Annotated in this window: 13 protein-coding genes; 9 read left to right on the top strand and 4 right to left on the bottom strand. The window is 71.1% G+C overall.

The window, feature by feature from the left end:
- Window positions 1-21: 21 nt before the first annotated feature.
- A complete protein-coding gene (locus tag AB0D18_RS31970) occupies window positions 22-1,617 on the top strand; it encodes an acyl-CoA carboxylase subunit beta (RefSeq protein ID WP_362426451.1) in 1,596 nt (531 codons plus the stop codon).
- Window positions 1,618-1,646: 29 nt separating this feature from the next.
- Complete coding sequence (locus tag AB0D18_RS31965; protein ID WP_362426612.1) at window positions 1,647-1,853, top strand: acyl-CoA carboxylase epsilon subunit; 207 nt, start codon at window positions 1,647-1,649, stop codon at window positions 1,851-1,853.
- 95 nt (window positions 1,854-1,948) lie between these two features.
- On the opposite strand, the gene AB0D18_RS31960 is transcribed toward AB0D18_RS31965, so the two are convergent.
- Window positions 1,949-3,214, bottom strand: a complete 1,266-nt coding sequence (locus AB0D18_RS31960) for an SGNH/GDSL hydrolase family protein (RefSeq protein WP_362426448.1) — start codon at window positions 3,212-3,214, stop codon at window positions 1,949-1,951.
- Between the two features lie 198 nt (window positions 3,215-3,412).
- Here AB0D18_RS31960 and AB0D18_RS31955 point away from each other — a divergent pair, with 198 nt between their 5' ends.
- Window positions 3,413-3,541, top strand: a complete 129-nt coding sequence (locus tag AB0D18_RS31955; protein ID WP_362426445.1) for a hypothetical protein — start codon at window positions 3,413-3,415, stop codon at window positions 3,539-3,541.
- 81 nt (window positions 3,542-3,622) lie between these two features.
- Window positions 3,623-4,252, top strand: coding sequence for a nucleoside triphosphate pyrophosphatase (locus AB0D18_RS31950; RefSeq protein WP_362426442.1), 630 nt, complete (start codon window positions 3,623-3,625; stop codon window positions 4,250-4,252).
- Here AB0D18_RS31950 and AB0D18_RS31945 read toward each other — a convergent pair.
- Window positions 4,233-4,712 (bottom strand): hypothetical protein, encoded by a 480-nt coding sequence (locus tag AB0D18_RS31945; RefSeq protein ID WP_362426439.1) that lies wholly within the window; start codon window positions 4,710-4,712, stop codon window positions 4,233-4,235. The two genes, AB0D18_RS31950 and AB0D18_RS31945, sit on opposite strands and share 20 nt — an antisense overlap.
- A 370-nt stretch (window positions 4,713-5,082) precedes the next feature.
- Here AB0D18_RS31945 and AB0D18_RS31940 point away from each other — a divergent pair, with 370 nt between their 5' ends.
- Both AB0D18_RS31940 and AB0D18_RS31935 read left to right on the top strand, forming a co-directional pair.
- Window positions 5,083-6,837: a biotin carboxylase N-terminal domain-containing protein gene (locus tag AB0D18_RS31940; protein WP_362426436.1), complete on the top strand. Its 1,755-nt coding sequence runs from the start codon at window positions 5,083-5,085 to the stop codon at window positions 6,835-6,837.
- 345 nt (window positions 6,838-7,182) lie between these two features.
- Window positions 7,183-7,773: a TetR/AcrR family transcriptional regulator gene (locus AB0D18_RS31935; protein ID WP_362426609.1), complete on the top strand. Its 591-nt coding sequence runs from the start codon at window positions 7,183-7,185 to the stop codon at window positions 7,771-7,773.
- 183 nt (window positions 7,774-7,956) lie between these two features.
- On the opposite strand, the gene AB0D18_RS31930 is transcribed toward AB0D18_RS31935, so the two are convergent.
- Both AB0D18_RS31930 and AB0D18_RS31925 read right to left on the bottom strand, forming a co-directional pair.
- Window positions 7,957-8,940 carry a DeoR/GlpR family DNA-binding transcription regulator gene (locus AB0D18_RS31930; protein WP_362426433.1) on the bottom strand — a complete coding sequence of 328 codons (984 nt, stop codon included), beginning with the start codon at window positions 8,938-8,940 and terminating at the stop codon, window positions 7,957-7,959.
- Window positions 8,941-9,098: 158 nt separating this feature from the next.
- Window positions 9,099-10,538, bottom strand: coding sequence for an NAD(P)H-quinone dehydrogenase (locus tag AB0D18_RS31925; RefSeq protein WP_362426430.1), 1,440 nt, complete (start codon window positions 10,536-10,538; stop codon window positions 9,099-9,101).
- A gap of 365 nt (window positions 10,539-10,903) precedes the next feature.
- Here AB0D18_RS31925 and AB0D18_RS31920 point away from each other — a divergent pair, with 365 nt between their 5' ends.
- From AB0D18_RS31920 to AB0D18_RS31910, 3 genes are all read left to right on the top strand, one after another.
- Window positions 10,904-11,341 (top strand): gamma-glutamylcyclotransferase, encoded by a 438-nt coding sequence (locus AB0D18_RS31920; protein WP_362426427.1) that lies wholly within the window; start codon window positions 10,904-10,906, stop codon window positions 11,339-11,341.
- Between the two features lie 124 nt (window positions 11,342-11,465).
- Window positions 11,466-12,275, top strand: coding sequence for a purine-nucleoside phosphorylase (locus AB0D18_RS31915; RefSeq protein WP_362426425.1), 810 nt, complete (start codon window positions 11,466-11,468; stop codon window positions 12,273-12,275).
- A gap of 362 nt (window positions 12,276-12,637) precedes the next feature.
- Window positions 12,638-14,320 carry a phospho-sugar mutase gene (locus tag AB0D18_RS31910; RefSeq protein ID WP_362426422.1) on the top strand — a complete coding sequence of 561 codons (1,683 nt, stop codon included), beginning with the start codon at window positions 12,638-12,640 and terminating at the stop codon, window positions 14,318-14,320.
- Window positions 14,321-14,420: the final 100 nt, after the last annotated feature.

Here is a 14,420-nt window from a genome sequence, read left to right as displayed (position 1 = left end):
GAAGCAGGGAGCCGCAGCCCCGTGTCCGCAGAATCCGCAGGATCCGCAAAGATCGACATTCATACCACTTCCGGCAAAATTGCGGATTTGCAGCGCCGCATCGACGAAGCCACCCACGCGGGTTCCGCGCGCGCGGTCGAGAAGCAGCACGCCAAGGGCAAGCTGACGGCGCGCGAGCGGATCGAACTCCTCATGGACGAGGGCTCGTTCGTCGAGCTGGACGAGTTCGCCCGGCACCGCTCCACGAACTTCGGCATCGAGAAGAACCGCCCCTACGGCGACGGCGTCGTCACCGGGTACGGAACCGTCGACGGCCGCCCCGTCTGCGTGTACTCGCAGGACTTCACCATCTTCGGCGGCTCGCTCGGCGAGGTGTACGGCGAGAAGATCGTCAAGGTCATGGACTTCGCGCTGAAGACCGGCTGTCCGGTCATCGGCATCAACGACGGCGGCGGCGCCCGCATCCAGGAGGGCGTCGCCGCGCTCGGCCTGTTCGCGGAGATCTTCCGCCGCAATGTGCACGCGTCGGGCGTCGTGCCCCAGATCTCGCTGATCGTCGGCCCGTGTGCGGGCGGGGCCGTCTACTCCCCCGCCATCACCGACTTCACGGTCATGGTCGACCAGACCTCGCACATGTTCATCACGGGCCCCGACGTCATCAAGACGGTCACCGGTGAGGACGTCGGCTTCGAGGAGCTCGGCGGCGCGCGCACCCACAACACCACGTCCGGTGTCGCGCACCACATGGCGGGCGACGAGAAGGACGCCATCGAGTACGTGAAGTCGCTGCTCTCCTACCTCCCTTCGAACAACCTCAGCGAGGCGCCCGCCTTCCCCGAGGAGGCGGACCTGGAGACCAGCGACGAGGACCGGGAGCTGGACACCCTCATCCCGGACAGCGCCAACCAGCCGTACGACATGCACACGGCGATCGAGCACGTCCTGGACGAGGGCGAATTCCTGGAGACCCAGGCCCTGTTCGCGCCGAACATCCTCACCGGCTTCGGCCGCGTCGAGGGCCACCCGGTCGGCATCGTCGCCAACCAGCCGATGCAGTTCGCCGGCTGCCTCGACATCAACGCGAGCGAGAAGGCCGCGCGTTTCGTCCGTACCTGCGACGCCTTCAACGTCCCCGTGCTCACCTTCGTGGACGTCCCCGGCTTCCTGCCGGGTGTCGACCAGGAGTACGGCGGCATCATCCGGCGTGGCGCCAAGCTCATCTACGCGTACGCCGAGGCGACCGTCCCGCTGATCACGGTGATCACCCGCAAGGCGTTCGGCGGCGCGTACGACGTCATGGGCTCCAAGCACCTGGGCGCGGACCTCAACCTGGCCTGGCCGACCGCCCAGATCGCCGTCATGGGCGCCCAGGGCGCGGTGAACATCCTGCACCGCCGCACCATCGCCGCCGCCGAGGACCAGGAGGCGACCCGCGCCGAGCTGATCGCGGACTACGAGGACACCCTCCTCAACCCGTACGTGGCGGCCGAGCGCGGCTACGTCGACGCGGTGATCATGCCCTCGGACACCCGCGCGCACATCGTCCGCGGCCTGCGCCAGCTGCGCACCAAGCGCGAGTCGCTGCCGCCGAAGAAGCACGGCAACATCCCGCTCTAGAAAGGGACTTGGTCAACACCATGAACGACATGATCAAGGTCGTACGGGGCAATCCGACCCCGGAGGAGCTGGCCGCCGCACTCGCGGTGGTCCAGGCGCGCGCCGCGGCGACCGCCGCTGTCTCGTCCGGCGCGCCCGAGGGTCCCGAGCAGTGGTCCGACCCGGGGCGCATCGCACGGCGCGGGCGCCATCAGCCGGGCCCGCGGGCCTGGGCGCGTACCTACTGGCCCGCGTAAGCGGATCTGAATGACGGGGTGCCGGGTCCGCTGCTGCGGACCCGGCACCCCGTACTCCGTACCCCGTAGTTCGTGCCCTGTCCGTGACCCGTGCGTCACAGGACGTCGGCGACCGTCTTCGCCATCACGCGGTAGCCCGCGTCATTGGGGTGCAGCGCGTCCTTGAAGTCGTACGCCGGGTTGAGCCTGTCCGGGTCGGCCGGGTCGGCGAGCGCCTTGTCGAAGTCGGCGACCGCGTCGAATTCCCCGGAGTGACGGATCCACTCGTTGACCTCGTCGCTGGTACGGGCCGCGTGGGCGCCCCAGTGATCGGATCCCTTGAGCGGGAGCAGGGTCGCCCCGACGGCCTTCAGCCCCTTGTCGTGCGCGGCGCCGATCAACTTCCGGTAGCCGTCGATCAGTTCGGCGGAAGAGACGACCGGTGACGGCTTGTAGGTGGGCTGCCCCTTGGCCTCGCTGAACCCGATGTCGTTGAGCCCTTCGAGGATGACCACGGTGGAGACACCGGGCTGGTCAAGGACATCACGGCCGAAGCGGGCGGTGGCGCGCTCGCCGTACCAGGCGGAGTCGTTGAGGACGAGGTTGCCGCCGATGCCCTGGTTGATGACGGGGCGGCCTGTGCGCTCGGCGAGGGCGTCGGAGTAGCGGCGGTTGGTGTTCGGGGTGGACCCGAAGCCGTCGGTGACGGAGTCGCCGAAGAGGACGATCCCGTCCCGCTTCGCGGGCTCCGCGCCGCCGCCGACCTCGACGCCCGTCAGGTAGTACCAGGACTGGGTCCTGCTCGTGTACGCGACGCCCGACGCGTCGGCCCGGTGGTCGCCGTCGGCGCGGTAGGTGTCGCTCCAGCCCTGGGAGTGGAAGGTGGCGGGGCCCGTGGTTCCGGCGAGGTAGAGGGTGACGGTCACCGAATCCAGCTCCTTCAGCCGGAGCGGGGCGGCGTCGCTGCGCAGTTCCCCCCTGGCCGGGATCTCGGCCGACCGCTTCCCGCCGAAGGTGAGGTGGCGCACCGACCCTTCCTGCACGGCCGCGCCTTTCGCGGTGCGGGCGATGGTGGCGCCGGTGATCTTCAGCGGGGAGGTCCCGTACGCGTGGGAGAGCCGGATACGGGCCCGGTCGCCGCCCTCGGTGACGCGGACGACCTGGCGCAGCGACTGGCGCGAGAAGCCCTCCTGCGACCAGTTGGGGGTGAACCCGGTACTGGGCAGCTGCGGAGCCGCACCCCAGGCGGCGGACCAGCGGACGGCCCCCGTCCTGGCCTCGGCCTTCTCGGCGCCGCTACCGGTGCCGACGAGGGCGCCGAGGACGAGGGCGGCGGCCACGACGGGGGCGGCGATACGGCGGGTGCGCCGGACGGTCTCCATGACAGGCACTCCTAATGGGCTGCTGGTTCCGTTAAGTACGAGGACAGTAGCAGAGCCGGAGCCGCAAATGGAACAGGAGACCCGTTTGAGGGCGACCTCCCGGGGCGCGAAATAGTCCGCGAAATAGTCACCGTGCGCGGTACCGGCTGAGTACACGTACTCAGGCGCCACGGGCGTCCCGGCAGCACTATCGAAGGCATGCTGTGGTCCGACCCGAAGAACGAGCCGCCCAAAGAACTGCGCGACATGCAGGCGATGCTGCGCCGCGCGGGCCTGGTGCTGGCACTGGCGATGGTGGTGGCGATGCTGGTGGCGGGGGTGCGCTGACACCGCTCGTGGCGCTGACACCGCTCGTGGCGCTGACACCGCTCGTGGCAGGGGCCTGCCGGCACTGACTACCCTGCACACATGACTGTCAGCGCCTCCGCTTCCCCGTCCTCCCCCGCCCGTCGCCTCGTCCTCGGCTCCGCCTCCCCCGCCCGGCTCGGGCTGCTGCGGCAGGCGGGACTCGCACCCGAGGTGATCGTCAGCGGTGTCGACGAGGACGCGCTGAGCGCGCCGACGCCGGGCGAGCTGGCCCTCGTACTGGCGAAGGCGAAGGCCGACGTGGTGGCCGCGCTCCCGGAGGCCACCGGGGCACTGGTCGTCGGCTGCGACTCCGTACTGGAACTGGACGGGCAGGCGCTCGGCAAGCCCGACGACGCCGAGGACGCCACCGCCCGCTGGAAGTCGATGCGCGGGCGTTCCGGGATCCTGCAGACCGGGCACTGCGTGATCGACACGGCGAGCGGCCGGCGCGCCGCGGCGACCGCGTCGACGACCGTCCACTTCGCGGACCCCTCGGACGCGGAGATCGCGGCGTACGTGGCGAGCGGCGAACCTCTTTACGTGGCGGGTGCGTTCACCCTCGACGGCCGCTCGGCACCCTTCGTACGCGGTATCGAGGGCGACCCCGGGAACGTCATCGGGCTCTCACTGCCCCTGCTGCGGAACCTGCTCGCCGAGCTGGACGTGGCCATCACGGACTTGTGGGCCTGAGGTCCGGTCCCGTCTGGGGCGCCGCGGGCTTCACGGGCGCGGCGCCCCGCGGCTGTGCGTCCCTCGTCCCGTACATCAGCAGACTCAGTACGAGCAGCCCCAGCACCACCATCATCCAGGCGAACGCCCACCAGCTGACCAGGCCGACCATCGCGGCCCCCAGCACCCCGTGCACCACCGCGCAGACGATCAGCAGGATGCGTACGGGGCGGGCGGGCGCCCGGTCCTGGACGGCCGCGACCAGCAGGAACACCCCGCAGACCGCGAGGAAGAGGCCGGCCACGCCGCCCAGCGCCCACGCGCCCGTCGCCATCGCGTCGGGGTCAAGGCCCGCCAGGGACATCGACTGGCCGTCCACGACCCGGCCCAGCACGTAGTTGACGAAGACGACGCCGATCGCCTCCAGGAACAGCACGAGCGCCGTCACAGCGGCTATCGGCCTGCGCGCCACCGCGCCCACCCACTTCCGTACGGGACTTGCCAGAGGGGCCTTGTCAACGGCGCACGCTACTAACCGGTAATGCCCACGACAAGGGGTTCCGCGCAACCTCCCCACCGAGCCGCTCGTACGGCAAAGATTGACCCGCCCCTTCGTAGGGACTCCACAAAGAAACCCCTCACCCCACTGGCCCGCAGGACAGAGACCTTGGCCACACCACAGGGCTACTGTGCGATGACGTAACCCGTCGTACCGTGGTACGACAAGGGATTTCGCGACTCAACCACGCCTCGAATCACACTCCGTGTGGGCAAGCTCACCATTGGGGACGGGTCGTAGGGCCGTGTGGGCAGTCCCTAAACTCAGCTTGTTTCACAAGGAGGGAGCCATCGTGCGCAAGGTGCTCATCGCCAACCGAGGCGAAATCGCTGTCCGCGTTGCCCGAGCCTGTCGGGACGCCGGAATCGGGAGCGTAGCCGTCTACGCCGATCCGGACCGGGACGCTCTGCACGTCCGCGCGGCCGACGAGGCGTTCGCCCTGGGCGGTGACACCCCGGCCGCCAGCTATCTGGACATGGCCAAGGTGCTGCAGGCCGCGAAGGACTCGGGTGCGGACGCCATCCACCCGGGTTACGGATTCCTCTCCGAGAACGCGGAGTTCGCGCAGGCGGTCCTGGACGCCGGTCTGACCTGGATCGGCCCGCCGCCGCAGGCCATCCGCGACCTGGGTGACAAGGTCGCCGCGCGCCACATCGCGCAGCGCGCCGGTGCCCCGCTGGTCGCGGGCACCCCGGACCCGGTGTCGGGGTCCGACGAGGTCGTGGCGTTCGCGCAGGAGCACGGGCTGCCGATCGCGATCAAGGCCGCCTTCGGCGGTGGCGGGCGCGGCCTCAAGGTCGCGCGCACGCTGGAGGAAGTCCCCGAGCTGTACGACTCGGCCGTCCGCGAGGCCGTCGCCGCCTTCGGGCGCGGCGAGTGCTTCGTCGAGCGCTACCTGGACAAGCCGCGGCACGTCGAGACGCAGTGCCTGGCCGACAGCCACGGCAACGTCGTCGTCGTGTCGACCCGTGACTGCTCGCTGCAGCGCCGCCACCAGAAGCTGGTCGAGGAGGCACCCGCGCCGTTCCTGAGCGACGCTCAGAACGCCGAGCTGTACGCCTCCTCCAAGGCGATCCTGCGCGAGGCGGGCTACGTCGGCGCGGGCACCGTGGAGTTCCTCGTCGGCGCCGACGGCACGATCTCCTTCCTGGAGGTCAACACCCGCCTCCAGGTGGAGCACCCGGTCACCGAAGAGGTGTCCGGCATCGACCTGGTCCGCGAGATGTTCCGCATCGCGGACGGCGAGGAGCTGGGTTACGACGACCCGGCCGTACGCGGCCACTCCTTCGAGTTCCGTATCAATGGCGAGGACCCGGGGCGCGGCTTCCTGCCCGCACCGGGCACGGTCACCACTTTCGCCACGCCGAGCGGCCCCGGTGTCCGGCTGGACGCGGGTGTCGAGTCCGGATCGGTCATCGGCCCGGCGTGGGACTCGCTCCTCGCCAAGCTGATCGTCACCGGTGCGACGCGCGAGCAGGCGCTGCAGCGGGCGGCGCGGGCGCTGGCGGAGTTCAACGTCGAGGGCATGGCGACGGCAATTCCCTTCCACCGTGCGGTGGTGGTGGACCCGGCGTTCACCTCCGACCCCTTCACGGTGCACACCCGGTGGATCGAGACCGAGTTCGTCAACGAGATCCCTGCTTTCACGGTGCCCGGCGCCGAGGGCGACGAGGACGAGTCGGGCCGCGAGACGATCGTCGTCGAGGTCGGCGGCAAGCGTCTTGAGGTGTCGCTGCCGTCTTCGCTCGGCATGACGCTGGCCCGTACCGGCCTGGCCGCCGGCGCGAAGCCGAAGCGCCGCGCCGCGAAGAAGTCGGGCTCCGCCGCTTCCGGCGACAGCCTCGCCTCGCCCATGCAGGGCACGATCGTCAAGGTCGCGGTCGAGGAGGGCCAGCAGGTCAACGAGGGTGACCTGATCGTCGTCCTGGAGGCCATGAAGATGGAACAGCCGCTGAACGCTCACCGCGCGGGGACGGTCAAGGGGCTGGCGGCGGAGGTGGGTGGCTCCGTCACCTCCGGAGCGCTCATCTGCGAGATCAAGGACTGATCTCCGCCGCTCCCCCGTGCAGCGGCCCGCGTCCCTCTCGGGGGAGGCGGGCCGCTGCGCGTAGGGGACATCGTGCGGGTACGTCGTGGCTGATCGCGCAGTTCCCCGCGCCCCTAAAAGACTGCCCCTTCCCCCCTAGCCTCCTGGGCGGCTGACGCCGTCGGCCCCTAGCCTCCTTGGGCAGCGGGGCCGCCCCCGGGGGCGGGACGGGTGGGCAAGGGGGGCGGCCCCACGCAGAGCGCAACCCCTCCGCGACCGCCCACAGCCGCCCCTCCCAATGGCATGCTGTGATCCATGGCGACCACCAGTCCCCCCACCGTCCCGGGCCCCCGCCCCACGCGGCCCATGCGTGCCGACGCCCGTCGCAACTACGACAAGCTGCTGGCCGAAGCACACGCCGCGTTCGCCGCGCACGGTACGGATGCCTCGCTGGAGGAGATCGCCCGCCGCGCAGGCGTCGGCATCGGCACCCTGTACCGGCACTTCCCGACCCGGTACGCCCTGATGAGCGCGGTTTTCCAGGGCGCCGTGGACCAACTGATCGCCCGCGCCCGCGAATTGGCGGGCTCGCCGGCCCCCTGCGAGGCCCTCGTCACCTGGCTGCGCGCCATCATCACTCATGCGGGTGAGTACCGGGGCCTGGCCCGCGCACTCATGTCGGCATCCGGCACCGGACCCGACCTGACCCCGGGCACGGACACCGGCTGCGCCGCGGCAATGTCCGCCTGCAGCATCCCGATGCGCGAGGCCGGCACCGCCCTGCTCGTACGCGCCCAGCAGTCCGGCGCCGTACGTCCCGACGTACCCATCCGGGACCTCATGCAGCTCACCAACGCGATCGCGCTGGCCGCCGAACAGTCCCCGGACGACCCGGAGTTGGCCGACCGGCTGCTGTCACTCGCGGTACGAGGGCTCCGCCCCCGTACCGACGACTAGGGCCTGTCCGGCAGATCTTGCCGCGGTCGCGTGCCCTGGCACGCCCATCTGCGGCGTTGTCGTCAATCGCCATGGCTCCGCCATGTCTCAATCCTCCGCCTTGCAGCTGCACGCACCATGCCCCGCTCAGCGGTAGTGAAAGGGCAAGGTCACTCCCATGCGGCCTGATCCGCCGGACAGGCCCTAGCGACGACGCATATCGGCCACCCTGGCCCGCTCCACGGGCGACTGCGCCTGTTGCTCCGCGATCGAGGCCGCGCTGCGCAACTGCGAACCGGGGCCGCCCGGATGGGTCCTGCGCTGACCCGGCAGCGGCGGCATGTCCCGGCGGGGCTGCGGACGGCCCCCCGGGACGCCGTCACCCGCGGAGCCGGACGCTCCGGCCCCCGCCCCGGCGACGGTGATCTGCACGCCCTGGTCGGCGAGCGCCTGCAACTCCGTTGCGGCACGCTCGTCGTGGGGCGGCGGCTCGTCCGTGACGAGCCGGGTGATCACATCCGTCGGAACGGTCTGGAACATGGTGTCGGTGCCGAGCTTGGTGTGGTCCGCGAGGACCACCACCTCGGCGGCGGCCTGCACCAGGGCCCGGTCGACGCTCGCGGAGAGCATGTTGGAGGTGGACAGGCCGCGCTCGGCGGTCAGGCCGCTTCCGGAGAGGAAGGCGCGGGAGACGCGCAGCCCCTGGAGGGACTGCTCGGCACCGCTTCCCACCAGCGCGTAGTTGGAACCGCGCAGGGTTCCACCCGTCATGACGACTTCGACACGGTTGGCATGCGCCAACGCCTGGGCGACCAGCAGGGAGTTGGTGACGACGGTCAGCCCGGGGACCCGGGCGAGCCGTCTCGCCAGCTCCTGCGTGGTCGTACCGGCGCCGACGACGATGGCCTCCCCCTCCTCCACGAGCCCCGCGGCGAGGTCGGCGATGGCCGTCTTCTCCGCGGTCGCGAGGTGGGATTTCTGCGGAAAGCCGGATTCACGGGTGAACCCGCCCGGCAGTACCGCACCGCCGTGCCGGCGGTCGAGGAGTCCTTCTGCCTCCAGCGCCCGCACGTCCCGCCGTACGGTCACTTCGGAGGTCTGGACGACGCGGGCGAGCTCACGGAGCGAAACCGCCCCGTTGGCCCGCACCATTTCGAGGATCAATTGGCGACGTTCTGCAGCGAACACGAAACTGACAGTAACCTGACCGGCCGATAGTTTTCAGCAGTTTGCGCCGAATAACAGAAGTTGGTCGTAAACAGCCCTCTGGAGTGGTATACGGCCCCGGCCGGTGGCGAGTTCACGCCCCGGCCGGTAACTCCACGTGCCCTGCGGTCAGTTGACGATCAGTTGTCGCCCGCGGTCTTCCGCGTGTGCAGCTGTCGCGCCACCTCTGCGAGCGAACCCGACAGAGAGGGATAGACCGTGAACGCCTTAGCGATCTGTTCCACCGTCAGGCTGTTGTCGACGGCGATCGAGATCGGGTGGATCAGCTCGCTCGCGCGCGGCGCGACGACCACGCCGCCGACGACGATCCCCGTACCCGGGCGGCAGAACAGCTTCACGAAGCCGTCCCGGATGCCCTGCATCTTGGCCCGCGGGTTGCGCAGCAGCGGCAGCTTGACGCCGCGCGCGTCGATCCGGCCCGCGTCGACGTCCGCCTGGGTGTAACCGACGGTCGCGATCTCGGGGTCGGTGAAGACGTTCGACGAGACCGTCTTGAGGTCGAGCGGGGCGACGGCGTCACCGAGGAAGTGGTACATGGCGATACGTCCCTGCATCGCCGCCACGGAGGCGAGGGCGAAGACGCCGGTGACGTCTCCGGCCGCGTACACACCGGGTGCGGAGGTCCTGGACACCCGGTCGGTCCAGATGTGGCCGCTGTCCTTGACCTTGACCCCGGCCTCCTCCAGGCCCATGCCCGCGGAGTTGGGGATGGCACCGACGGCCATCAGGCAGTGCGATCCGGAGATGACCCGGCCGTCGGCGAGGGTCACCTCGACGCGGTCGCCGACCCGCTTGGCGGACTCCGCCCGCGAGCGCGCCATCACGTTCATGCCGCGGCGCCTGAAGACGTCCTCCAGGACGGCCGCCGCGTCCGGGTCCTCGCCCGGCAGCACGCGGTCGCGCGAGGAGACGAGGGTGACGCGCGAGCCCAGCGCCTGGTAGGCGCCCGCGAACTCGGCACCGGTCACACCCGACCCGACCACGATCAGCTCCTCCGGGAGCTCGTCGAGGTCGTACACCTGCGTCCAGTTCAGGATCCGCTCGCCGTCCGGCAGCGCGTCCGGGATCTCCCGCGGGTGCCCGCCGGTCGCGATCAGCACGGCGTCGGCCGTCAGCCGCTGCTCGGTCCCGTCGGCGGCGGTGACGACGACGGTGCGCGAGCCGTCCATGGCCTGCTGGCCCTCCAGCCGGCCCCGGCCGCGCAGCACGCGCGCACCGGCCCGGGTCACGGAGGCGGCGATGTCGTGCGACTGCGCGAGCGCGAGCCGCTTCACCCGCCGGTTCACCTTGCCGAGGTCCACGCCCACGACACGCGCGGACTGCTCCTCCGGGGGAGTGTCGTCGGCCACGAGGATGCCCAGCTCCTCGTACGAGGAGTCGAAGGTCGTCATCACCTCGGCCGTGGCGATCAGAGTCTTGGACGGTACGCAGTCGGTCAGCACCGACGCCCCGCCGAGTCCGTCGCAGTCGACGACGGTCACCTCTGCGCCGAGCTGGGTGCCCACCAGGGCCGCCTCGTACCCGCCGGGTCCGCCACCGATGATCACGATCCGGGTCACGAAAAGTCCGCCTCGCGTTCGCTTGAGCCTGAGTCTGGGTGTCGCTTGGGTGCGCTGTGACTCCGCCCGGCCCGTCCTGCCTGCCCCGGCCGGGGTTCCGGGGGATCGCCCCGGAGGAGTGCAGTACGTACTTCATTGTCCCGCACGCGGGCGTGGGCTTCGCCCCGGGGCCCTCCATACGGGAACTCGCGGGGCGGAACGCTCGTTGTAGTCCCCCGGCCCCCGGCCGGGTGCCTCCCGGTGTGCCACCCGGACTGCCTCCCGGTGGGCCTGCCCGTGTACCTCCCCCTGACCTCCTCATCTCTTCCGGTACGAGATCCCTTCCGTCCGTACGCGATCGGCGGGCCTCCCGTACCCTCGGAGCCATGTCGCTCTACGCCGCGTACGCCGGCAACCTCGACGCGCGGCTCATGACCCGCCGCGCCCCGCACTCCCCGCTGCGCAGCACCGGCTGGCTGAACGGCTGGCGGCTGACCTTCGGCGGCGAGCAGATGGGCTGGGAGGGCTCGCTCGCCACGGTGGTCGAGGCCCCGCGCTCACAGGTCTTCGTGGCCCTGTACGACATCGCCCCGATGGACGAGGAGTCCATGGACCGGTGGGAGGGCGTCGGCCTGGACATCTACCGCCGCATGCGGGTCCGCGTACACACGCTGGACGGCGAGGAAGCCACCTGGATGTACGTCCTCAACGGGTACGAGGGCGGGCTGCCGTCCGCCCGCTACCTGGGTGAGATCGCCGACGCGGCGGAGTCGGCGGGCGCCCCGCACGACTATGTGATGGAACTCCGCAAACGGCCCTGCTGAGCCCCTGCTGAGGCATTGCCGGGGCCTTCTGGCACCGGTTCGTCACTTCCTCCAACGCAACAATCGGGTTGCCGTCCGCCGTGACATCTACGCGCGTAGGGCTGGACCGGCTACCCTCGTCCGCGTGAACGCATCTGTTATTTCGGACCCCCAGGCCGCCGCCGACGCCGCGGCCGCCCGTCTGCGCGAGCTGACCGGCGCCGAGACCCATGACGTCGCCCTCGTGATGGGCTCCGGCTGGGCTCCCGCCGTCGATGCCCTCGGCGAGGCCGACGCCGAGTTCCCGGTCACGGACCTGCCCGGCTTCCCGCCCCCGGCCGTGGAAGGACACGGCGGCAAGATCCGCTCGTACAAGATCGGCGACAAGCGCGCGCTGGTCTTCCTCGGACGTACGCACTTCTACGAGGGCCGTGGCGTGGCCGCCGTCGCGCACGGTGTCCGCACCGCCGTGGCCGCCGGCTGCAAGACGGTCGTCCTCACCAACGGCTGTGGTGGCCTGCGCGACGGCATGCGCCCCGGCCAGCCGGTCCTGATCAGCGACCACCTGAACCTGACGGCCGCCTCGCCGATCATCGGCGCGAACTTCGTCGACCTCACGGACCTCTACTCGCCGCGTCTGCGCGCCCTGTGCAAGGAGGTGGACGAGACCCTGGAGGAGGGCGTCTACGTCCAGTTCCCCGGCCCGCACTACGAGACCCCGGCCGAGATCAACATGGTCCGCGTCATGGGCGGCGACCTCGTCGGCATGTCCACGGTCCTGGAGGCCATCGCGGCGCGTGAGGCGGGCGCGGAGGTGCTCGGCATCTCGCTGGTGACGAACCTCGCAGCGGGGCTCTCGGGCGAGCCGCTGAACCACGAGGAGGTCCTCCAGGCCGGCCGTGACAGCGCGGCCCGGATGGGCAGTCTGCTGGCGCGGGTGCTGGAGCGGATCTAGCAGCTCTGTCGGGGGCCGGGCGGGGGCGGACGGGGGCGGGTGCCGCTGCGCGGCCCCGGCCCCCGGCCCTGCCCCCCGGTCGGGGGGCGTCCGTGCGGGTGCGTCGTGGCTGGTCGCGCAGTTCCCCGCGCCCCTAGAAGCAGGCACCTTCAGCCCGTCCGGCGTTTGAGGACGCGCGGCGCAGCCGTGCCGGGGGTCCGGGGGCTTGCCCCCTCACGCGGCGGAGCCGCAAATGTCACAGTCGGGAAGGGGCGGGTAGGGGAACTGCGCCGCAGACAACCCGCGCCACCCACCACCCCGCACCCACCCCCAAACCCGCCCCCGCGACCAGCCCCACCACCCCACCCTCCGGAAGGCGAACCGTGCCCCAGGCCCCCCAGGACCCCACCCTCCTCGCCCGCGCCAGCGCCTGGCTCGCCGAGGATCCCGACCCCGAAACCCGCGAAGAGCTCGCCAAGCTCATCGACGCCGAAGCCACCGCCGAACTCGCGGAGCGCTTCTCCGGCACCCTCCAGTTCGGCACCGCAGGCCTCCGCGGCGAACTCGGCGCGGGCCCCATGCGGATGAACCGCGCCGTCGTCATCCGCGCCGCCGCCGGCCTCGCCGCGTACCTCGCGAAGCAGCCCGGCCACGCCCGCTCCACCGACAACGTGGTCGTCATCGGCTACGACGCGCGCCACAAGTCCGCCGACTTCGCGCGCGACACGGCGGCCGTCATGACCGGTGCGGGGCTCCGCGCGGTCGTTCTCCCCCGCCCCCTCCCCACCCCCGTACTCGCCTTCGCCATAAGGAACTTGGGCGCGGTCGCGGGCGTCGAGGTCACGGCCAGCCACAACCCCCCGCGCGACAACGGCTACAAGGTCTACCTGGGCGACGGCTCCCAGATCGTGCCGCCCGCCGACGCGGAGATCGCCGCCGAGATCGACGCGGTCGAGGCCCTCGCGGACGTACCGCGCTCGGAGTCCGGCTGGACGGTCCTCGGCGAGGAAGTCCTGGAGGCCTACCTGGCCCGTACGGACGCGGTCCTCTCCCCCTCCTCCCCGCGCACGGCGAACACCGTCTACACGGCGATGCACGGCGTCGGCAAGGACGTCCTCCTCGCCGCCTTCGCCCGCGCGGGCTTCCCGGCCCCGACCCTCGTCGCCGAACAGGCCGAGCCCGACCCGGACTTCCCCACGGTCGCCTTCCCCAACCCGGAAGAGCCCGGCGCGATGGACCTGTCCTTCGCGACGGCGCGCCGTACCACCCCCGCCCCCGACCTGGTCATCGCCAACGACCCGGACGCGGACCGCTGCGCGGTGGCGGTTGCGGACGCCACGGTCGAAGGCGGCTGGCGCATGCTGCGCGGCGACGAGGTGGGCGCCCTCCTCGCGGCCCACATCGCCCGCAAGGGCGGCCTCGCCCCGGACGCGGTCTTCGCCGAGTCGATCGTCTCGTCCTCCCTCCTCGGCCGCATCGCCGAGCACGCCGGGATCGGCTACGAGGAGACCCTCACCGGCTTCAAGTGGATCGCCCGCGTCGACAACCTCCGTTACGGGTACGAAGAGGCCCTCGGCTACTGCGTCGACCCGCAGGGCGTACGCGACAAGGACGGCATCACCGCCGCCCTCGCCATCACCGAACTCGCCTCCGAGCTCAAGCAGGAGAACCGCACCCTCCTGGACCTCCTCGACGACCTGGCCGTCACCCACGGCCTGCACGCCACCGATCAACTCTCGGTACGCGTCGAGGACTTGAGCATCATCACCCACGCGATGGCCCGCCTCCGCGAGAACCCGCCCACCACCCTGGCGGGCCTCCCGGTGACCTCCGCCGAGGACCTCACCCGGGGCACCTCCACCCTCCCCCCGACGGACGGCCTCCGCTACCACCTCACGGGCGCCCGCGTGATCGTCCGCCCGTCCGGCACCGAGCCCAAGCTCAAGTGCTACCTGGAAGTCGTCGTCCCGGTCCCGGACGCGTCCGCCCTCCCGGCGGCCCGCGCACAGGCCACCGACACCCTGACCGCCATCAAGCGCGACCTGTCGGCGGCAGCGGGCATCTGAGCGGGCCTTCGGCAGAGTCCAGCAGCAGTACGGAGACACGGACCGTATGTGGTTTCGAGCACTCAACGCTCGAAATCACATACGGTTCTTTCACGAGCCC

It is taken from the genome of Streptomyces sp. NPDC048442 (assembly GCF_040651475.1).
Taxonomy (GTDB): Bacteria; Actinomycetota; Actinomycetes; order Streptomycetales; family Streptomycetaceae; genus Streptomyces.
This window is presented reverse-complemented; position numbering and strand designations above follow the sequence as displayed.

Excerpts from the sequence above, each read along its gene's own strand:
- AB0D18_RS31965 (WP_362426612.1), top strand. The coding sequence starts at position 1,647 with ATGATCAAGGTCGTACGGGGCAATCCGACCCCGGAGGAGCTGGCCGCC.
- AB0D18_RS31955 (WP_362426445.1), top strand. The coding sequence starts at position 3,413 with ATGCTGTGGTCCGACCCGAAGAACGAGCCGCCCAAAGAACTGCGCGAC.
- AB0D18_RS31960 (WP_362426448.1), bottom strand. The coding sequence starts at position 3,214 with ATGGAGACCGTCCGGCGCACCCGCCGTATCGCCGCCCCCGTCGTGGCC.
- AB0D18_RS31935 (WP_362426609.1), top strand. The coding sequence starts at position 7,183 with ATGCGTGCCGACGCCCGTCGCAACTACGACAAGCTGCTGGCCGAAGCA.
- AB0D18_RS31920 (WP_362426427.1), top strand. The coding sequence starts at position 10,904 with ATGTCGCTCTACGCCGCGTACGCCGGCAACCTCGACGCGCGGCTCATG.
- AB0D18_RS31950 (WP_362426442.1), top strand. The coding sequence starts at position 3,623 with ATGACTGTCAGCGCCTCCGCTTCCCCGTCCTCCCCCGCCCGTCGCCTC.